We start from the raw sequence: 18,924 nt of genomic DNA on the forward strand, positions 1-18,924 counted from the left end.
GGCATCATGCGACGCACCAGCGCTTCTTTTCTTTCTGCTGAGTAGGCTTTCATTCACCCTGATTTTACCGCCCCCGGACCATGTCTATAAGATTCAGATAACACGACAAGTAGTCTGACGCCGGGGGCAAACAAGACGCGCTAGGCCACGAATGGGGCCTTTGCAATTTTTCAAAATTATCGGTTTGAGCGCTACTGGGTAACACTTCGTCGGTGAACGGCCTGGATATAGGCGAGGCGATAAACGCATGACCACCATCTTTGCAGAGTTCTGATGAACCTATATTGATTACGACTGCACACATAGGCGAGAGGCGCTAGCGATGGATCTGCAGGAACAAATACCGGATGACAGCGGCGCAATTCTGGTCGCTAACGAGGAACCAACAAAGAGAGATGCACTTTCCGGCGTAGACCGGGCGGTGCAACTCGCGGACCTCAATCACCCAGGCGTCCAGAAGCTCGTTCTCGATCGACTCGATAGAGCGGAGGCTCGAGTTTTGGAACTCGAAAGATACCGGCAGGATTACCATAATACGCGCGAAAAGCTGGTGGTCGCGGAATCGTCATTGAAACGAATCATGTCTCTCGACGTCTTGCAATCGACGCTACTCGGTGTTGGATGCATGACTATCGGGTTGTTGCCGACAGCCTGGAGCAATTGGGGTTTGTTTTGTATTGGTGGTCTTGGCGGCCTCGCAATGGTCGTGGGAAGCTTCGTATCCAAATCTAGGAACACCCGATGAAGCTCGAAATTCATTCCTTCGCCGACATCGGTGATATATCCAAAGAAAGACTGGTCCTTCGGGCGCTCGATGATATTAACATCGGCGACTATGTAATTTTGCGCTCAAAACGGTCGAACGACGGTGGTCCTCTGTCCGGTGCGAAAAGCGCCTATTGGCTTCCTGACGTTGTAGTCAAAGTTGGGGACCTGATCATCCTGTATACCAAGACAGGGGCCGCTGGTAAGAAAGCACTTTCGCGTGATCGAACGGCGCACTTCTACTATTGGCGCATGAAAGAGGCCATTTGGGGAGCAGACAAGGGGAACATCGCAATAGTGCTCGAATCCAAAAGTTGGGAAAGCAAGTCGCCAGTATCTTAAATGGCGATCGATAAAAAAGCATTCGGCTTTTATCGGCGAGTTTGCAAATCCGGTTTCATAGCCGCAGCGGCACCTAAGACGTCCGCTGCCCCCCCGCAATCACCCGCTCCAACGACAGCTTCAAGTGACGCTGCATCGCCGCTTGCGCCTGAATCGCATCATGCGCTTCCAGCGCTTCGAGAATCAGGAGATGTTCGTCGGGCACGGCGCCCCACGTCGTCTCGTTCTCGAAGTGGCCGCGCAGCTTTTCCGACAGCGGACTATGCCGCGCATCGAATAGCGAGCTGACGGTGCGCACGAGCACCTCATTGCCGGACATTTGCGCGATCGCGAGATGGAACGCGCGATCGGCCGCGACCGGAATTCTGCCGGCCTTTACTTCGCGCTCCATCTCGTTGTAGATGGCGCGCAGCATCTTCAGATCTTTCGGTTTGCAGAACGGTGCGACGCTCGCGACGATCGAGCCTTCGATCAGGCAGCGCGCGCCGAGGATGTCGAGCAGGCTATCGCCGAGTTCGGCCTGCGACAGCGACGCATCATTCTGCGCGGACGGCGTCGCGCACAGGTAGACGCCCGAGCCCATGCGAATCTCGACGAGCCCTTCCAGTTCCAGCGCGACCAGCGCCTCACGCACCGACGGCCGCGACACGCCGAGCGTCTCCGCCAGCGCGCGCTCGGGCGGTAGGCGGCCGTTCGGCGCGAAGTCCGGCAGAGCGATCAGATTGCGCAATTTTTCGGCGATCTGAAGATAGAGACGGCGAGTGTCGGCACGTCTGGTGGTCACGAAACGATTCCCGGCGATGTAGCTTGTGCAAGCCCGATAAGGCGAGCGCCGATTGTAGATCGAAGCGCCCGGCGCGCAAATCGTGCGCGCTCGGCGGCGCGGCGACAGCGTTCGGGGTTTCCCCAACTCCGTGCGAATTGGCTTGACCAGTATCGCACTCGCCGTTATTTTTGCAAATTGGTAAGGCCAGATTGACGCCACGGAGACGCCGGCCGTGCAGCCCTGCTGGTCGCTCCGCATCCCGACACCCGATCAATTTCTCCATGACGACGAAGACTGTGCGCGCACGACGGCTAACGACGCGGGCCGCAAATCCGCAGTAGATCTGTAGCACACCCCGGCAGCACACCCCGGCAGCCACGAGGCCGCATGGTTCATCCAAATAGAGTAGATGCCAGCCCAGGAGGAGACGGTTTCATGAAGAAGAAGATGCGTTGGGTAGTGATTTTTCTGTGCTTTCTCGCGATCGCGGTGAACTACATCGATCGTGCGAATCTCGCGGTCGCCGCGCCGCAAATCGAAAAGGCGCTCGGCATCGGCCCCGCCGAGATGGGCTTCATCCTGAGCGGATTCTTCTGGACCTACGCGTTGATGCAGATGCCGTTCGGCTGGTTCGTCGATCGTGTCGGCGCGCGCATCGCGTTGCCGCTCGCGGTCGGGTGGTGGTCGGTGTTTACCGCGGCCACCGCGGTCACGACCAGCGTCGCGGGCATGTTCGGCTGCCGCCTGTTGCTCGGCGTCGGCGAGGCGGGCGCGTATCCGTCCTGCACGAAGCTCGTCAGCCAATGGTTCGAGCCCAAGGAGCGCGCGATCGCGACCAGCATCTTCGATAGCGGCTCGCGGGTCGGCTCCGCGCTGTCGATTCCCGTGGTCGCGCTGATCATCGGCACGCTCGGCTGGAAGGCCGCTTTTGTCCTCACCGGCTTGCTCGGCGCGGTGTGGATCGTCGGCTGGTTCGTGATCTATCGGAATCCCGTGCAGGACGCGATGGAGACCGCGCGCAACGCTGCGCCGGCGGCTCAAGCGAGAGGCGGCCAGGACAACGTGACGTGGGCATCGCTGTTTCGCCATCGCACGCTGTGGGGCATGATGCTCGGCTTCTTCTGCCTGAACTTCGTGATCTACTTCTTCATTACGTGGTTTCCGAGCTATCTCGTGCAGACGCGCGGCTTCTCGCTGAAATCGCTCGGCACGCTCGGCATGATTCCGGCGCTGATCGCGATTCCGGGCGGCTGGCTCGGCGGCTATGTGTCCGACGCGCTGTTCCGGCGCGGCTGGAGCCTGACGGCTGCGCGCAAGACCTGCATGGTCGGCGGCATGCTGGTGTCGTCGGTGATCACGCTGTCGGCGTTCACGGAGAACACGTATCTGATGCTCGCGTTCTTCGGTATCGCCTATGGCAGCCTCGCGTTCGCCGCAGCGAGCATCTGGTCGCTGCCCTGCGACGTCGCGCCGACACCGCGCCATGTCGCGTCGATCGGCGGCATCCAGAACTTTGCGTCGAATCTGGCGGGGATCGTGATCACGACGTTCACCGGCGTGATGGTCGCGATGACGAAGGGCTCGTTCACGATCCCGCTCGTCGTCGCGGGCGGCTTCTGCTTTCTCGGCGCGTTCAGTTATCTTTTCATCGTGGGACGCATCGAGCCGCTGTCGCTGGAATCGGAAAGCCGCGATCTGCCGAAGGGCGCGCGCTCCACGATCTGACGTATTCTGTGTCAACGCATACGGATAACCCTGTTTTCGAGGCTTCTCATGTCGACTCAAGCTAGCGTCGCGTCCGCGATCATCCGCCTGCATCCCGGCGACGACGTCATCATCGCGACCCGGCAGTTGTTGCCGGGCACGCGCATCGAGGCGGAACAACTGGTCGTCGCCGGACTGATTCCACCGGGGCACAAGATCGCGACGCGCAACATCGCGCAAGGCGAGCCGGTCAAGCGCTACAACCAGATCATCGGCGTCGCGCGTGAGGCGATCGCGCGCGGCCAGCATGTTCACACGCACAATCTCGGCATGTCGGAGTTCGCGCGCGAGCACGCGTTCGGCGTCGATGCGCAGCCGACGGTCTACGTCGACGAACCCGCGCATTTCATGGGCATTCGCCGCGACGACGGCCGCATCGCGACGCGCAATTACATCGGCATTCTGACCAGTGTGAACTGCTCGGCGACGGTCGCGCGCGCGATTGCCGATCATTTCCGGCGCGACGTGCGTCCCGACGCGCTCGCCGACTATCCGAACGTCGACGGCGTGATCGCCTTGACGCACGGGCTCGGCTGCGGCATCGACATGCAAGGCGAGGGCATTGCGATCCTGCGTCGCACGCTGGCCGGTTACGCGGTGCATCCGAACTTCGCGTCGGTGCTGTTCGTCGGGCTAGGCTGCGAGACGAATCAGATCGACGGCGTGCTCGCCGCGGGCGGTCTCGACGCCAGCACGACGAAGCTGCGCAGCTTCACGATCCAGGACAGCGGCGGTACGCGCAAGACGATCGAACTCGGTATCGCGATGGTGCGCGAGATGCTCGCCGACGCGAACCGCGTGCAGCGCGTGCCGGTGCCGGCTTCGCATCTATGCGTCGGTCTGCAATGCGGCGGTTCGGACGGCTACTCTGGCATCTCCGCGAATCCGGCGCTCGGCGCCGCGGTCGATCGGCTCGTGCGGCACGGCGGCACCGCGATCCTGTCGGAGACGCCGGAAATCTACGGCGCCGAGCATCTGCTGACGCGGCGTGCGGTGAGCGCCGCGGTCGGCGACAAGCTGCTCGCGCGCATCGCATGGTGGCAGGACTATTGCGCGCGCAATGGCGCCGCGATGGACAACAACCCATCGGCGGGCAACAAGGTGGGCGGCCTGACGACGATCCTCGAAAAATCGCTCGGTGCGGTCGCGAAGGGCGGCACGACGAATCTGGTCGACGTCTACGAATACGCGCAGCCGATCGCCGCGAAGGGCTTCGTATTCATGGATTCGCCCGGCTACGATCCGGTGTCGGCGACGGGACAGGTCGCCTCGGGCGCGAACCTGATCTGCTTCACGACCGGGCGCGGCTCCGCCTATGGCTGCGCGCCGTCGCCGTCGTTGAAGCTGGCGACCAACACCGCGTTGTGGGAGCGCCAGCAGGACGACATCGATATCAATTGCGGCGGTGTGGTCGACGGCACCGCGAGCATCGACGAACTCGGCGAAGCGATCTTTCGCATGATGCTCGACTGCGCGTCCGGCACGCGCACGAAGAGCGAGCTGCACGGCTATGGGCAAAGCGAGTTCGTGCCGTGGCAGGTCGGCGTGGTGACCTGAGCGGGTGCATTGCAGCGACACAGCCGAAAAGCCGAATGGATCACGCATTGGAAGATGCAATTGGAACGCCGCCTTTATTCAGGCCGCGACGTAAAGCGCGCGCAGCGGCTCTGCCCGTCTGACGAACTGGAGATATCCGATGCAGCAGGAACCGATCTCCGCGACCCGCGGTAACGAAGCCGTCGCCGCGCTGCGCGCGGCGCTCGGCGCTGACATCGTGAGCCTGCCGGCCGAATTTGGCGGGCGGCGGTTCGCGGACTGGAGCGGCACGCCATCGACCGATCCGATCGCGCTGATCCGCCCGCGCACGACCGAAGAGGTCGCCACCGCGCTCAGGATCTGCCATCAATTCCGGCAGCCGGTCGTCACGCAAGGCGGCATGACCGGGCACGCGGGCGGTGCCTGCGTGCTTGGCGGCGAGGTCGCGCTGAGCGTCGAGCGGATGAACGGCGTCATCGACATCGATCCGGTCAGCGCGACGATGACCGTGTTCGCGGGCACACCGCTGCAGGTCGTGCAGGAAGCGGCCGATCACGCCGGCTTCATGTTCGCGCTCGACCTCGGCGCGCGCGGCAGTTGCACGATCGGCGGCAACATCGCGACCAATGCGGGCGGCAATCGCGTGATCCGCTACGGGATGATGCGCGACCAGGTGCTCGACGTCGAAGCGGTGCTCGCCGACGGCAGCGTGATCGGCGGCGAGCGCAAGATGATCAAGAACAATACCGGCTACGACCTGCGCAACCTGCTGACGGGCAGCGAGGGCACGCTCGCGGTCATCACGCGCGCGGTGCTGCGCCTGCGGGCCAAGCCGCGCGCGATCTCGACCGCATGGTGCGGCATGCCGGACTACGCGGCGGTGACCACGCTGCTCGGCCGCGCGCAGGAGCGGCTGCCGGCCGGCGTGTCCGCGTTCGAGGTCATGTGGCCAAGCTATTGCGACTTCGTGCGGCAACGCCTGCCCGAACTGCGCGTGCCGCTCGCGAGCGATCACGCCTACTACGTATTGCTCGAGACTTGCGGCGCGGACCCGGAACGGCAGTCGGCGGCTTTCGAGGAATTCCTCGCCGACATGTTGAACGCCGGCGTGATCGCCGACGCCGCAATCGCGCAATCGGACGCGGACGCCGCGGCGTTCTGGGCGATTCGCGACGCGCCAGCCGAATATCCGCGCCTGATTCCGGGACGCATCTCGTTCGACATCAGCTTCGCGGTCGCGCAGGCGGGCGACGCGGCGCAGCGCTGCGACGAGCGGTTGCGCGCGCGCTGGCCGCAAGCGACGATCCTCGTCTATGGGCATCTCGGCGACGGCAATCTGCACGTGGTGGTGCAAGAACCTGGCTGGACCGACGAGGCCATCGACGACGTCAAGCGCGTCGTCTATGAACTGACGGGGGATATGGGCGGCTCGGTATCGGCCGAGCATGGGATCGGCGAGGAGAAGCTGGGCGTGCTCGGCCTGTCACGCTCGCCGGCCGAACTCGCCGCGATGAAGGCGATCAAGCTCGCGCTCGATCCGCACAATCTCCTGAACCCTGGCAAGGTGATCGCGATGTAGTGTGCGCGGCGCGAATCTGCGTGCGCATCGAGTCCTTATTGGCTAAGTACCCATTGCACGAGCGTGTGCGCATCCTGCGCCGATAACGGCCCACCGCGCTCAGCCGCCGGCGGCATCGGTGTATCGCCCCAGTGCGCCTTGCCGCCGAGCCGCAGCTTGTGCTCTCGAGCATCGACCGCGCTCGGCTCGGGCTCGCCATAGGCAACGCCGGCCGTCATCGCGGACGCCGAGCACACGAGCAGACAGTTTCGGATTCGTGCAATCACGGCACGTACTCCCGTATCAGGAATAAGATCAGTGTACGGGCGGCGAAACGGCCCTTATTGACTTCGATCAAACGGTCTACGGCGCGGGCCGATCGCGCGACACAATGGCGCGCCTACGCTGATGAGAACGGCGCGCGCCTCGCTGTCTGCCATGACGGCAGCTTGTCGCCGCCGAAGCATCTGAAGGAGAACCCGATGCGAGCGATGGTGTTCGACGGCAGCTCGGCGACGCTGACCGAGCGGGAAGTGCCTGATCCGCGGCCCGGTGCCGGGGAGATCCTGATCGACGTTCATGCGTGCGGCGTGTGCCGCACGGACCTGCATCTGATCGACCGCGAGCTCGAGCATCCAAAGCGGCCGGTGATTCCCGGCCACGAAATCGTCGGCGTGGTGGCCGAATTGGGCGCGGGCGTCAGCGGTTTCACGGTGGGCGAGCGGGTCGGCGTGCCGTGGGTCGGGCGCACCTGCGGCCACTGCCGCTACTGTCTGTCCGCCCGCGAAAATCTCTGCGACGACGCTGGCTTCACCGGCTACACGATCGACGGCGGCTACGCCGAGCGCACGGTCGCCGACAGCCGCTACTGCTTTCATCTGCCGCCGCACTACAGCGATGTCGAGGCCGCGCCGCTGCTGTGCGCGGGTCTGATCGGCTATCGCACGTTGAGCATGGCGGGCGACGCCGAACGGATCGGCATCTACGGTTTCGGCGCGGCCGCGCATCTCGTCGCGCAGGTGGCGCGTCACCAGCAGCGCACCGTCTATGCGTTCACGCGTCCCGGCGACCACGCGGCCCAGCAACTCGCGCTGCGCCTCGGCGCGGCATGGGCCGGCGGCAGCGACGAGGCACCGCCCGGCGAACTCGACGCCGCGCTGCTGTTCGCGCCGGTCGGCGCACTGGTGCCGCTGGCGTTGCAGGCGGTCGCGAAAGGCGGCGTGGTGGTGTGCGGCGGCATTCATATGAGCGACATTCCGTCGTTCCCGTACGCGTTTCTGTGGGGCGAGCGGCGGGTGGTGTCGGTCGCGAATCTGACCCGCGACGATGGGCTTCAGTTCATGCGCAGCGCCGCCGAGACGCAGCTCGCGATCGAGACCACGACTTACGCGTTGCGCGACGCGAACCGCGCGCTCGACGATCTGCGCAACGGCAACCTGACCGGCGCGGCCGTGCTCGCGGTCCGCCCGTGAGCCGCTAGCGAGCCGTTGGCGCTTGATACAGATCAAGCCGCGCGGCGCGTCGGCGTTCATCATGTAAGCGCGAACCGTTGGCGTTCCCGTCACGGGCCGAGGTGTGAAGCGACGCGGTTGACGCGCCGCCTCGCGGTGCGACGATCCGAGGAGAGCCGATGAACACTGCTGCCGGGCGCAACACCTTCCACCGCGTGATGATCGCGTCCGCGGGCGGCAGCGGACTGCCGCTCGGCACGCGCGTCGCCCGGCAGTTGGTCGCGGCGGATGCGCGCTTTCGTCTCGTCGATATCGTTTGCAATCCTGCCGCGCTTTATCCGACGCTGATGCTCAGCTATCCGGACTGGTGCGAGGCGCATCGCGCGATGCTGCACGGCGCGCAGGCCGCGCTGCGCGACGCGGTGATCGCGTTGCACGGCGTCGTCGCGGCGACCGACGCCGAGATCGTCGATCTCACCGCGCTGCATCAGGGCGCGGCCGAAGCGCTCGCCCACACGGCGACGCAATGGGACGCGGATCTGGTCGCGGTGGCCGCGCATCCGCGTGAACATCGCTGGGACAGCCGTATCGATCCCGAGGAACTGGTCGCGTCGATCGGGCGTCCGGTGCTGTACATGCCGGCGAGGTCGACCGACGCGAGCGATGCCTCGGCGCTGAGCCGCGTGCTGGTCGCGATCGATGGCAGCGACACCGCGCTCGACGCGCTGCGCACCGCGCTCGCGGTAGCGCCGCCCGACGCGCGCATCAAGGTCGTCTACGCGGCCGACGACCGCTTCGCGTGGTGCGAATGGCTGCCGTTCGAAGTCGTGTCGCAGCATCGAATCGATGTCTTGCGGCGCGGCGCGGCGATGCTCGAACAAAGCCGGCGCGCGGCCGAAACCGCGTTGCTCGAGTTCGACGATGATTCCGGCGATGCGTCGAGCGCGATTCTCGACGAAGCGCAACGCTGGCACGCGGACCTGATCGTGATGGGTTCGCACGGCATGCGCGGCGCGCCGCACCCGTTGCCGGGGCACGTGACGTCGCGCACGCTGCGCGACGCGGCGTGTCCCGTGCTCGTGTGTCCGCGCGGCGCGTCGTCATTGCGGGCGGACGACGTGCCGCACGGCGAGTGGCGGGAGCCGTATCCGGGCAGTCCGGGCGGGCCCTTTTATCTGTAGCAGGGGCGCGCCACGCGCGTTGACAAATCCAACCTCAGTGGAGAATCGGCATGTACCAACATATCCTCGTCGCGCTAGACGGCAGTACTTTCTCGAAACGCGCGCTGAAAGAAGCGGTGAATCTCGCCGCGTTGACGAAGGGCGTCGTGCATCCGGTTTACGTGGTCGACAAGACGCCGCTCTTTTCCTATGCCGGCTATTACGACCCGCTCACGCTCGTCGAAGCCTTGCGCCAGGACGGCCAATTGGTGCTGGAGGAGGCCGAACAGGCCTGCGCCGCCGCCGATGTGCCTTGCCGCCCTGAAATGATCGAGTCGGAGAGCCTGTCCGACGACGTCGCCGCGATCGTGCTGCGCCACGGCGAGCAGATCCACGCCGATCTGCTTGTGCTGGGCACGCATGGGCGACGCGGCGTGCGGCGCCTCGTGATCGGCAGCGTGGCGGAGCGGGTGCTGCGTTTCTCGACCTGTCCGGTGCTGCTCATGCGCGAGCAAAGCACCGAGGATGTGCCTGCAGAGTAACCCGCGACAGCGGGGCGCGACAGCGCGTGAGCATTACGCGAGCGCGTCGGCCGGTATCTGGATCGAGATCCTGAAGCCATGGCCCGGCGAGCTGGTGAACGACACGTTGCCGCGCAACTGCCGCACGCGTTCGCGAATGCCGAGCAAACCGAATGAATCTGTTCCCTGCGAGCGATCCAGCGCGACACCCACGCCGTCATCCTCGATATCGAGCGATACGATGGAGCCCGCGCAGGTCATGTCGATGCGTACGCGGCTGGCCTTGGCGTGCCGCGCGACGTTCGTCAACGCCTCCTGAACGATGCGAAACAGCGCCGTCGCCGCGAATTCGCCGCACACCGGCTCGGCCGGTTCGAGATGCACGCTCGAGCGCACGTCGTAGCGTTTCGTGAAGTCTTCGGCCAGCCAGTCGAGCGCGGCGGCGAGCCCGAGGTCGTCGAGCAGCGGGGGCCGCAGATCGGCGGCGATACGCCGCAGCGAAGCGGCCATCCAGTCGATCTGCTTTTGCAGTTCATGCGTCTGCGCGGCCAGCGGCTCGGTGTCGGCCTGGCTTTTCAGCTTCGCTTCGAGCAGCGCGACGCTCATTTTCAGCGCGGTCAGCCGTTGGCCGAGATCGTCGTGCAGTTCGCGCGCCATACGTTTTTGCTCGTTTTCGCGGGCGATCTGCACGTGGGTGGATACCTGATCCGCGCGTTCGAGTTCCGCGAGGCGCATACGCTCGGTCAGGTCGCGCGTGATCTTGGCGAAGCCGAGCAGCGCGCCCGACGTGTCGTGCACGGCGGAAACGACCACGTTGGCCCAGAAACGCGAGCCGTCGCGACGTACGCGCCAGCCTTCGTCCTCGGTGCGGCCTACGGTTGCGGCGATTTCCAGTTCGCGGGCGGGCTTGCCGGCCGCGATGTCTTCCGGGGTATAGAACTTGGAGAAATGCTGGCCGATGATTTCTTCGGGCGTGTAGCCCTTGATGCGCTGTGCGCCGGGATTCCAGCTGGTCACGCGGCCGGACACGTCGAGCATGAAGATCGCATAGTCCTGAACCGCATCGATCAACATGAAATAGCGATCCTCGACTGGCACGTCCGACACGGACGCCGCACCGGTGAAGCAGGAAGACTCGCCGCTCGACAGACCCATCGCTCCTCCGGGTGGTCACGCAAGGTCGCGCACCGCAACGCACCGAGTTATATCAGTTCGGGAGCGCTTGTTCCACCCCGCACGTCCCGCGAACGAACGTGAGGCGAGCGACGCGTCGGCGTTCAAACCCGAGCCAGTCCTTCCGCGTCTTCGATGCGGATCGTTTTGCCGTTCGCCTTGACGAGGCGCTCGCGCTGGAACTTCGAGAACATCCGGCTCACCGTTTCGAGCTTCATGCCCAGAAAGCAGCCGATTTCCTCGCGGGTCATGCGCAAATGAAACTCCGCCGCGGAAAAGCCGCGCGCCTTGAAGCGCTTCGACAGATTCAGCAGAAACGTCGCGACGCGCTGTTCGGCGGTCATCGTGCCGAGCAGCATCATCTGGCTCGATTCGCGCACGATCTCGTTGCTCATCATCTGGTAGATGTGATGCTGCATCGGCTTCATCTCGCGACAGATTGCTTCGAGCTGCGCGAACGGAATGATGCACACGACGCTGTCTTCGAGCGCGATCGCATCGCAATTCTGCTTGCCCTCGCCGATGCCGTCGAGGCCGAGCGAGTCGCCGGCGATCTGGAAGCCGGTCACGTGCTCGCGGCCGTCGCGATGCATGACCACGGTCTTGAACGATCCGGCGCGGATCGCGTAGATGCTTTGAAACGCATCGCCCGCGCGATACAGCGTATCACCGCGTTTGATCGAGCGCGTCGAGCAGATCAACGTGTCGAGTCGTCTCAGTTCGTCGGATGTCAGCTCGGGCGGCATGCAGATCGCGCGCATCGCGCAGGTGGAGCAGCGCGGCACGGCGTAGCGTGTGGCCGCGGTGCGTGGCACGACGTGGATCGGTACGACGTGCGAAGTGCGGGGCGCGTCGTGGCGGGGTTCACAGACTGTGGCAACTTGCATGCTCGGCTCCTGGCGGTCAGACCGGATGCGCATGACGCGCATAGGCAATCGCTTCGATGGCACGGCAGGCGAGTTCGAACTCCGAGGTCTTGTCGAAGCAGAAGTCGGCGCCCGCCGCTTCGCACGCTCGGCGAAACGCCGTCGTGCAATGATTGGTCAACACGATGCTGACGATGGACGGCCGCACCCGCGACAGCGCCGCGAGCAGCAGCAGATTGGTCTTGCCCGAGAAGCACGGGTCCAGCACCGCGACATCGGCGCGACTCGCGACGATGTCGTCGAACGTGTGCTCGACGCCGGCGGACTCGCCGACGATTTCGATGCCGGGAATCAGCGCGATCAGGCAAGCAAGCCGGCGCCGGACCTCGGTCGCATCGTCGACGAGGAAGACTCTCGATAAGGTGGCTGGCGGGGCGGTGTCCATACCAACCAGTATTGGCGACCTCATCTCAGAAATATATCGGCGGGGATTTAAGCGGCGCTAGGAGTTCGGGTAGTGTTGTAGGAATATTCCTAGTGCATGGCTGGCGATGGGGTATGTAGCCGAGTGCGAGTACACGGCTACTTTCGACGTGACGGCTTCGAAGGTCGCAGGCATGCAGTTGATTAAGTAATCACGGAACAAGCCGATAAAGACCCATTGACCTGCCTCAAGCCGCGCGGCGGCGCGCGCTTCACACTGTCGGCGCGGACACGCGACGGCACCGCTTCGGTTCATGCCAGCGCTTTCACAGGGAGTCCAACATGTATGCACGAATTCTGGTTGCGCTCGACGACAGTCCCAGCGCGCAGCGCGCCTTTGCCGAGGCGCTGAAGCTCGCGAAGCTGACGGGCGCCACACTCGAAGCCTGCTGCGTGGTAGGGCACGGCAAGTGGTCGGACAATGCCGATGTGGCTTTCGAGCCGGAACCGGCGACCGCGGCGCAAGAATTCGCCAGCCGCGCGCTCGATGCACCGCGCGAGCTGATGCGCGAGGCGCAGGTGCCCGGCGGCGTGCGGGTGATCGACGCGTACGCCGAAAGCGTGTCCGCGGTGCTCGCGCGCGTCGCCGACGAAATCGAAGCCGATCTGATCGTGATGGGCACGCACGGCCGCCACGGCGTGCAGCGCTTTCTGCTCGGCAGCGTCGCGGAGTCGCTCGTGCGTGCGACCGACAAGCCGGTGCTGATCGTGCGGCATGACGAACCCGGGCACGCGCGGCCCTGAAGCGCCGCGTCGCGCAGCCGTGGCGCGATCGCGTGGGAGCGGCCGCGCAGCAGCCTGGTTTTCGCGGCTCAGGTGAGTTCGTTTTCGGCGCAGGCCGGGACTGACCGATCGCGCGTCGCGCCGTTCGCGTGCGCGGGAACCATCAGCACCGGGCAACTGGCGCTGCGCAGCACGCGCTCGGCGACGCTGCCGAGCATCAGTCGTTGAACACCACGGCGGCCGTGCGTGCCCATCACGATCGCGTCGGCGTGCCATTCGAGCGCCGCCTCGACGATGCGATGCGCGACGTCTTCGCCGGTGATCGCGGCTTCGACGGTGCGGGCCGTGCCCTTGATCCCGCGCGCGATCATCCGGCTCTGGGCATCGGCCGCGATCCGCTTGCCTTCCTCGATGAAGGCGTCCTGGATCACGCAAGGGTCGAAGCCGGGCGCGTCGTAGGCGATGACGGGCACGTCGATCACGTACAGCGGCTGCAACTCGGCGCCCGATTCGGCGGCAAGGGTCAGCGCGGCGTCGAACGCACGGGAGGCGGTGTCGCTGCCGTCGAGCGCGACGAGTAGGCGGTTAAACATGGCGGACTCCTTAAGCGCGCACTTCAGTGCGACAACAGCACCGGCACGGTCATCGACTCGAGCATCGTGCGCGTCGCGCCGCCCAGTACGACTTCGTGCAGACGCGAATGCGCGTAGGCGCCCATCACGATCATGTCGCAGCCGAGGTCGGCCGCCTGCGACAGCAGCGCGTCGCCGACCGGCGTGCCGTCCGCGACGCTCAGTTCGCGCACGTCGATCTTGACGCCGTGACGCGCGACGGTGAGTGCGATGTCGTCGCCCGGAACCGTGTCGCGCGGCGGACGATCGCCCGACGAATGAACCGTCAGCAGCGTCACTTTGGACGCGTGCGCGAGGAACGGCAGCGCGTCGTGGATCGCGCGGGTGGCTTCACGGCTGCCGTCCCACGCGATCAGCACGTGGCGGCCGGGCGCCGCGAAGGTGCCGCCCGACGGCACCAGCAGCACCGGCCGCCCGGCCGACAGCACGACGTGCTCGACGAACTGTTCGGCGACGAACGCCTCGGGATCGGTCGGATCGGTCTGCCCGAGCACGATCAGATCGGCGAGACGCGCATAGGGCGGCACGACGTCGTTGGCGTAGCCGTTCGCGGCGATCCAATGACCGTCGACGTTCGCGCGCGCGAGTTCCGCACGAAACAGCCGCTCGAGCGCGCTGGCACGCTCGTGCCGCAGACGCTCGTGCTCCGCGTAGTAGTCGGCGGTGCCGGCCATCACGAAGAACGCGTGCCGCGGTGGCACGTACGTCGAAAACAGGCCGGTCAGCGTCGCATGAAAGCGGTGTGCGAGCTGCAATGCGATTTCGAGGCGCGGATGTGCACGAACGCTCGTATCGAGGTGAACGAGAATGCTTTTGTAGCTCATCGCCAAAGCTCCGTGACAGAACGTGGGGAAACGGGCGCAAGCAGGCTCGAGCCCGTCGTCAAATGGAGTCTATGAGCCCGGCGGCCGCGGCTGTTGATGCAGATCAAGCGGGGGCCGCCGCGCGCTCAAATTACAGTAGCAGGCGCGCTCGACGGTTTGCAACCGCGCCTGGCAATCCTATGCTGTGCTCTGGAGGGCAGCGATCATGGTTTCCGAATTCGATGCGCCGCCCGGGCGCCCCGCTTCACCGTGGACCTCGACCGCGTCCGGACCGCCCGAAGGCTGGCTCGACTACGCGGCGGCGTATCAGACCGCACAGGGCGCGGCACACGAGTACGCCGAGCGGTGCTTCGCCGACTGGAGCAAGTCGATCGCTTTCGTCGCGCAGCGCGAGGCGGACTGGTTCGGCGAGGCCAACCGCGCTTGCGCCGCCTGGTATGCGTGGTGGCAGGCGGGGTACGGCATCGCGCCAGGCGTCGCGCCGCTCGCGGGCGGCCTGAGCGCATGGTGGTGGAGCTCGCAGAACGCGCTGCCGTTCGCGGGCGTCGTTTAGCCGCGCGAGCCGGCAAGGCCGGCGCGCGCACCGTCAATGGCAGACACGGCAAGGAGGAGTTCAGATGGGAACGGATCGCGTGGCATTGGTCACAGGCGGGATGGGCGGTTTGGGCACGGCGGTCAGCCGGGCGCTTCATGACGCGGGCATGACGGTCGCGGTGACGCACTCGACGCACAACGATCACGTGTCGACGTGGCTGCAGCACGAGCGCGACACGGGGCGCGACTTTCACGCGTACGAAGCCGACATCGCCGACTTCGATTCATGCGCGCGCTGCGCGCAACGCGTGCTGACCGAACTGGGCGCGGTAGACGTGCTGATCAACAACGCGGGCATCACGCACGACACGAGCTTCGCGAAGATGAGCAAGGAGCACTGGGACGCCGTGCTGCGCACCGATCTCGATGGCCTGTTCAACATGAGCAAGCCGCTGTTGCCCGGCATGCTCGAGCGGCGCCACGGCCGCATCGTCAACGTGGGGTCGGTCAACGGTTCGCGCGGCGCCTACGGGCAAACCAATTACTCAGCTGCCAAAGCGGGCGTGCACGGCTTCACGAAGGCACTTGCGCTCGAAACCGCGAAGCACGGCGTCACGGTGAACACGGTGTCGCCCGGTTATCTCGCGACCGCGATGGTCGAAGCGGTGCCGCGCGAGATCCTCGACACGAAGATCCTGCCGCAGATTCCGCTCGGCCGGCTTGGACGTCCGGACGAGGTGGCGGCGTTGATCGCGTTTCTATGCTCAGAGGAGGCGGCTTTTATCACCGGTGCGGACATTGCGATTAACGGGGGTATGCATATGCAGTGAGGGTGCTCGCCTTCACCGCGCTTGACCCACGTCAATGACCGTCTTTCTGGCAAGAACAGGATAAGCCCCATAGCAGGCGCCTGGACCCTGAGTCTGCGCGCAACAGGTTCGATCGACACTCGCAAGGGGAGGCGAAGATGGGCATCGACATGCAGATCGTCTACCTTGGCTTTGCGGGTGCCGCTCCGCTCGAAGCGGAAGCAGGTGCGCAACTGGTGCGTCTCGCGCGGTTTGGCGCGCTCGTGTCGCACTGCCATCTCGCCATCGAGGCGTTGCGTCCGGGATCGGCGCATCCGCTGTATGACGTGAGGCTGGATCTGGTCACGCCCGCGCACGAGTTCAAGCCCGTCGCGCACTGCACTGACGACGACGCCAAAGCGGCGATCCGTCGCGCGTTCGATGTGGCGGAAATGACCCTCGAAACAGCGATCGGCACCGAGCGTGGGAACTGACGAACTTGCGTCGTGACGTGACGCTCGGCGTTCGTCAGATGCGGACTGCTGACGTTTTCCCGGCCACCTCACGCCGATTTGCGGTTTGCCGAACCCCTGGCCGCGCGGCGCGGCCGGCAAACCTTCAACGCGCCGTGCTCGACATCGCGCCAGAATTCGCAGAGCCCCGGATGAACCGCATCGCGCCAACGCGGCCCGATGAACAGGTCGTAGTGATTGCACTGCTCGATGGTGAGCTGCCGCGCGGCTCGCATCGGCGATGCATCGCACAGCGCATGCGCGCAATGCGTTTGCCCCGCGCCCGTGATCTCGTCGCTGTCACCCTCGATCGTGCACAGCGGGGTATCGCGCAGCGCGGCGATTCGTACCCGGCGCCCGGCGACCGACCACAGATCGCGCGGCAACAGATGTTCGTGAAACACCACACGAAGCATGTCGAAGAAGTAGCACTCCGCCATGTCGAGCACCGCGGCATATTCGTTTGCCGAGCGCAGCGCCCGCTGCGCACCGGGCATGTCGCCGGCGAGCCATCGGGACCAGTAATCCGCTTCGAGTCGCAACTGCCGCTCCGGATGCGCGGCAAAAATCGCGGTCTGCTGGATGAAGCCCGGATACACGAGACGCCCCGCGCCGCAATAGGGCGGTGGAACGATATCGATCGCATGGTCGTGAAACCACTCGAGCGAATGGGAACTGGCGAAGCGGTCGGTGATGGTCGGGTTCAAACGGGTATCGATCGGGCCGCCGAGTAGCGAGAGGCTCGCGATCGGCGCCGCCTCGTCCATGGCGAGCAGCGCCGCGGCGCCGAGCGCAGGCACGCTCGCCTGACAGATCGCGATCACATGAACCGGCGAACCGAACGCGTGGGCGGCGCCGACGAAGCTTTCGAGCGCCTGCACGTAGTCGTCGAGCGATAGCGGGCCCGCTTCGCGCGGCACGTCGCGCGCGTCGGCCCAATCGGTCACGAACACGTCACGTTCCTCGAGCAGCGTTTCGACGGTCTCGCGCAGCATGACTGAGTGATGTCCGGCGAGGGGCGCGCACAACAGCACCGGCAGTTTGGCGTCGGTAGGGGGTGTAGAGGGGTTGCGCTTGAACCTGAGCAGCGCGCCGAGCGGCAAGGAGGCGACGACGCTTTCGTCGACGGTAACGCGGCTACCGTTGCCGGCAACGGAGTGGATCGCGAATGTCGGCGTTCGTTCGAAAGCGCAGGCGGATCTCAGCAGCCAGTAGCTGAACGCGTCGGCCGCCTGCTCCGGGCCGAGCCAGCCCGCTTGCGGGCGCGGCCCCGACTCCGGTTCGGACAGAACTCCCCCGACCATCGCGCGCGCGAGGCGTTGCTGTGCATCGATGAAGGCGTACCACATGATGAACTCCGACGTTCGTCGATCATGAGGGCAGCGTGGCCGCACCGGCACGAACTCGTGACGCGGATACCGTCGCAAAGCTTACCGCGAAACGTCGGGGCGAGGGGCGCGAAATCGGTGCGCGCGGCGCGCCAAGCACGCCGCGTGCAAGAGGCATTGCGCGTTTTCCCGGCAGGGTTTTCACGCGATGGCGGGCGTCTGAAACGGAGCTGAAAGTATCGGGGAAAGCGAACGACGTCGAGCGTGACTCATGGTTCGTGTCGACGGTTGACGTGGATCAACGAGAGAGGCGTTGCGGGCCATTACGCTGACGATGGCAGTCGCTCGCGACAACCCCGAGGAGCATCCAATGGCCATATCAGCAAACGCGCAGGAAGGAACCTGGTCCGTGAGCGTCGAGACGCGGGAGGCGCAGGAAGGCGGGTTCCTGTCGACGATCCATGTCAAACATGTGTCGCCCGAGGGTGACTTCGAACGCACCTTTCATCAGTCGCAGGTGTTCGCCGTGGAAAGAGAAGCGGTACTCGAAGGCTTGCGCGAAGGCATGACGTGGATCGCGCTGAAGACGACGCGGACCATCGGGGTGTAACAGCGCACCGCGCCTCGCGTGCTCGCCGCAACAGGCAACGCGTGCGAGGTAGCGGTGCTCGAGCGTCGCGATGCGTGTCTTCAGATTCCGCTCGTCGGATCGACACGTGTCGCGGGATCGTTTTCGACGACACTGCGCGTCGCTTCCCAGTACGGTTCGCGATGATAGAACTGATGGACCGACGTCCCCCATGCGCGATCGGCCATTGCCGGCCAATGGTCCTTGTCGAAGCCCGGCGAGCTTTTCACCTGCTCGGCCGTGGCGTCCAGCTGGAAGCACTTGCGGTCCGTGTCGAGCGTCAGCGAACGCCACGGGATCGCGTGCAAGGTCCCGCCGATGCCGAGGAAAGCGCCCTCCGTCAGCACCGCATACGCGATGCGGCCGCTGCGCACGTCGAGCATGATGTCGGAGATTTTGCCGAGGTCCTGGCCATCGGAAGAGATCACCTTGTTGCCGTCGAGCGTCGCGGCGGCCATGACCTCGGGTCCGGGACCGTCGCCGACGCCGGCGCCGGCGATACGTGCGCCGGCGCTGGGCTGTACGGGAGTCGCGGAGGCGTTCGGGTCGAGAGGATCGAGCGGGTTCATG

The 18,924-nt window shown here is 65.2% G+C and carries 22 protein-coding genes; 13 read left to right on the forward strand and 9 right to left on the reverse strand.

What is annotated here, in order from left to right:
* The first annotated feature begins 322 nt into the window (after positions 1–322).
* Together F6X37_RS26605 and F6X37_RS26610 are read left to right on the forward strand one after the other, a co-directional pair.
* A complete protein-coding gene (locus F6X37_RS26605; protein WP_187613354.1) occupies positions 323–745 on the forward strand; it encodes a hypothetical protein in 423 nt (140 codons plus the stop codon).
* On the forward strand, positions 742–1,107 hold the full coding sequence (locus F6X37_RS26610; RefSeq protein ID WP_187613355.1) for a hypothetical protein: 366 nt from the start codon (positions 742–744) through the stop codon (positions 1,105–1,107). Before F6X37_RS26605 ends, F6X37_RS26610 begins: the two co-directional genes overlap by 4 nt.
* Before the next feature lie 73 nt (positions 1,108–1,180).
* On the opposite strand, the gene F6X37_RS26615 is transcribed toward F6X37_RS26610, so the two are convergent.
* Positions 1,181–1,891, reverse strand: coding sequence for a FadR/GntR family transcriptional regulator (locus tag F6X37_RS26615; protein ID WP_187613356.1), 711 nt, complete (start codon positions 1,889–1,891; stop codon positions 1,181–1,183).
* 417 nt (positions 1,892–2,308) lie between these two features.
* On the opposite strand from F6X37_RS26615, the gene F6X37_RS26620 reads away from it, so the two are divergent.
* From F6X37_RS26620 to F6X37_RS26630, 3 genes are all read left to right on the forward strand, one after another.
* On the forward strand, positions 2,309–3,598 hold the full coding sequence (locus F6X37_RS26620) for an MFS transporter (protein ID WP_187613357.1): 1,290 nt from the start codon (positions 2,309–2,311) through the stop codon (positions 3,596–3,598).
* A 48-nt stretch (positions 3,599–3,646) separates the two neighbouring features.
* A complete protein-coding gene (locus F6X37_RS26625) occupies positions 3,647–5,194 on the forward strand; it encodes a UxaA family hydrolase (RefSeq protein WP_187613358.1) in 1,548 nt (515 codons plus the stop codon).
* A 139-nt stretch (positions 5,195–5,333) separates the two neighbouring features.
* Entirely contained in the window at positions 5,334–6,752 is a 1,419-nt protein-coding gene (locus F6X37_RS26630; protein WP_187613359.1) for an FAD-binding oxidoreductase, read from the forward strand.
* A gap of 35 nt (positions 6,753–6,787) precedes the next feature.
* On the opposite strand, the gene F6X37_RS26635 is transcribed toward F6X37_RS26630, so the two are convergent.
* Positions 6,788–6,988, reverse strand: coding sequence for a c-type cytochrome (locus F6X37_RS26635; RefSeq protein ID WP_187613401.1), 201 nt, complete (start codon positions 6,986–6,988; stop codon positions 6,788–6,790).
* A 225-nt stretch (positions 6,989–7,213) separates the two neighbouring features.
* On the opposite strand from F6X37_RS26635, the gene F6X37_RS26640 reads away from it, so the two are divergent.
* From F6X37_RS26640 to F6X37_RS26650, 3 genes are all read left to right on the forward strand, one after another.
* On the forward strand, positions 7,214–8,203 hold the full coding sequence (locus F6X37_RS26640) for a zinc-dependent alcohol dehydrogenase family protein (RefSeq protein WP_090811846.1): 990 nt from the start codon (positions 7,214–7,216) through the stop codon (positions 8,201–8,203).
* 158 nt (positions 8,204–8,361) lie between these two features.
* Positions 8,362–9,363: a universal stress protein gene (locus F6X37_RS26645; protein ID WP_187613360.1), complete on the forward strand. Its 1,002-nt coding sequence runs from the start codon at positions 8,362–8,364 to the stop codon at positions 9,361–9,363.
* Between the two features lie 50 nt (positions 9,364–9,413).
* Positions 9,414–9,884, forward strand: a complete 471-nt coding sequence (locus F6X37_RS26650) for a universal stress protein (RefSeq protein WP_187613361.1) — start codon at positions 9,414–9,416, stop codon at positions 9,882–9,884.
* A gap of 33 nt (positions 9,885–9,917) precedes the next feature.
* On the opposite strand, the gene F6X37_RS26655 is transcribed toward F6X37_RS26650, so the two are convergent.
* From F6X37_RS26655 to F6X37_RS26665, 3 genes are all read right to left on the reverse strand, one after another.
* Positions 9,918–11,018: a PAS domain S-box protein gene (locus F6X37_RS26655; protein WP_187613362.1), complete on the reverse strand. Its 1,101-nt coding sequence runs from the start codon at positions 11,016–11,018 to the stop codon at positions 9,918–9,920.
* A gap of 122 nt (positions 11,019–11,140) precedes the next feature.
* A complete protein-coding gene (fnr, locus tag F6X37_RS26660) occupies positions 11,141–11,923 on the reverse strand; it encodes a fumarate/nitrate reduction transcriptional regulator Fnr (protein WP_187613363.1) in 783 nt (260 codons plus the stop codon).
* Positions 11,924–11,939: 16 nt separating this feature from the next.
* Positions 11,940–12,347 (reverse strand): response regulator, encoded by a 408-nt coding sequence (locus F6X37_RS26665; RefSeq protein ID WP_187613364.1) that lies wholly within the window; start codon positions 12,345–12,347, stop codon positions 11,940–11,942.
* Between the two features lie 320 nt (positions 12,348–12,667).
* On the opposite strand from F6X37_RS26665, the gene F6X37_RS26670 reads away from it, so the two are divergent.
* Positions 12,668–13,129 carry a universal stress protein gene (locus F6X37_RS26670; protein WP_187613365.1) on the forward strand — a complete coding sequence of 154 codons (462 nt, stop codon included), beginning with the start codon at positions 12,668–12,670 and terminating at the stop codon, positions 13,127–13,129.
* Positions 13,130–13,197: 68 nt separating this feature from the next.
* Here F6X37_RS26670 and F6X37_RS26675 read toward each other — a convergent pair whose 3' ends face one another.
* Complete coding sequence (locus F6X37_RS26675) at positions 13,198–13,701, reverse strand: universal stress protein (RefSeq protein ID WP_187613366.1); 504 nt, start codon at positions 13,699–13,701, stop codon at positions 13,198–13,200.
* A 23-nt stretch (positions 13,702–13,724) separates the two neighbouring features.
* Positions 13,725–14,564 carry a universal stress protein gene (locus tag F6X37_RS26680; protein WP_184069548.1) on the reverse strand — a complete coding sequence of 280 codons (840 nt, stop codon included), beginning with the start codon at positions 14,562–14,564 and terminating at the stop codon, positions 13,725–13,727.
* A gap of 205 nt (positions 14,565–14,769) precedes the next feature.
* On the opposite strand from F6X37_RS26680, the gene F6X37_RS26685 reads away from it, so the two are divergent.
* From F6X37_RS26685 to F6X37_RS26695, 3 genes are all read left to right on the forward strand, one after another.
* Positions 14,770–15,117, forward strand: a complete 348-nt coding sequence (locus tag F6X37_RS26685) for a polyketide synthase (RefSeq protein WP_222944942.1) — start codon at positions 14,770–14,772, stop codon at positions 15,115–15,117.
* Between the two features lie 64 nt (positions 15,118–15,181).
* Positions 15,182–15,928: an acetoacetyl-CoA reductase gene (gene phbB / locus F6X37_RS26690; RefSeq protein WP_187613367.1), complete on the forward strand. Its 747-nt coding sequence runs from the start codon at positions 15,182–15,184 to the stop codon at positions 15,926–15,928.
* Between the two features lie 137 nt (positions 15,929–16,065).
* Positions 16,066–16,380, forward strand: coding sequence for a hypothetical protein (locus F6X37_RS26695; RefSeq protein WP_184067854.1), 315 nt, complete (start codon positions 16,066–16,068; stop codon positions 16,378–16,380).
* Positions 16,381–16,448: 68 nt separating this feature from the next.
* Here F6X37_RS26695 and phaZ read toward each other — a convergent pair whose 3' ends face one another.
* A complete protein-coding gene (phaZ, locus tag F6X37_RS26700) occupies positions 16,449–17,747 on the reverse strand; it encodes a polyhydroxyalkanoate depolymerase (RefSeq protein ID WP_187613368.1) in 1,299 nt (432 codons plus the stop codon).
* 349 nt (positions 17,748–18,096) lie between these two features.
* Here phaZ and F6X37_RS26705 point away from each other — a divergent pair, with 349 nt between their 5' ends.
* Positions 18,097–18,336 carry a hypothetical protein gene (locus F6X37_RS26705; RefSeq protein ID WP_090811852.1) on the forward strand — a complete coding sequence of 80 codons (240 nt, stop codon included), beginning with the start codon at positions 18,097–18,099 and terminating at the stop codon, positions 18,334–18,336.
* An 80-nt stretch (positions 18,337–18,416) separates the two neighbouring features.
* Here F6X37_RS26705 and F6X37_RS26710 read toward each other — a convergent pair whose 3' ends face one another.
* The gene (locus F6X37_RS26710; RefSeq protein WP_187613369.1) at positions 18,417–18,923 is read right to left on the reverse strand and encodes a PRC-barrel domain-containing protein; all 507 of its coding nucleotides are present in this window, start codon (positions 18,921–18,923) and stop codon (positions 18,417–18,419) included.
* Position 18,924 lies beyond the last annotated feature (1 nt).

This window comes from Paraburkholderia sp. 31.1 (assembly GCF_014397645.1).
In the GTDB taxonomy this organism is placed as follows: Bacteria; Pseudomonadota; Gammaproteobacteria; order Burkholderiales; family Burkholderiaceae; genus Paraburkholderia; species Paraburkholderia tuberum.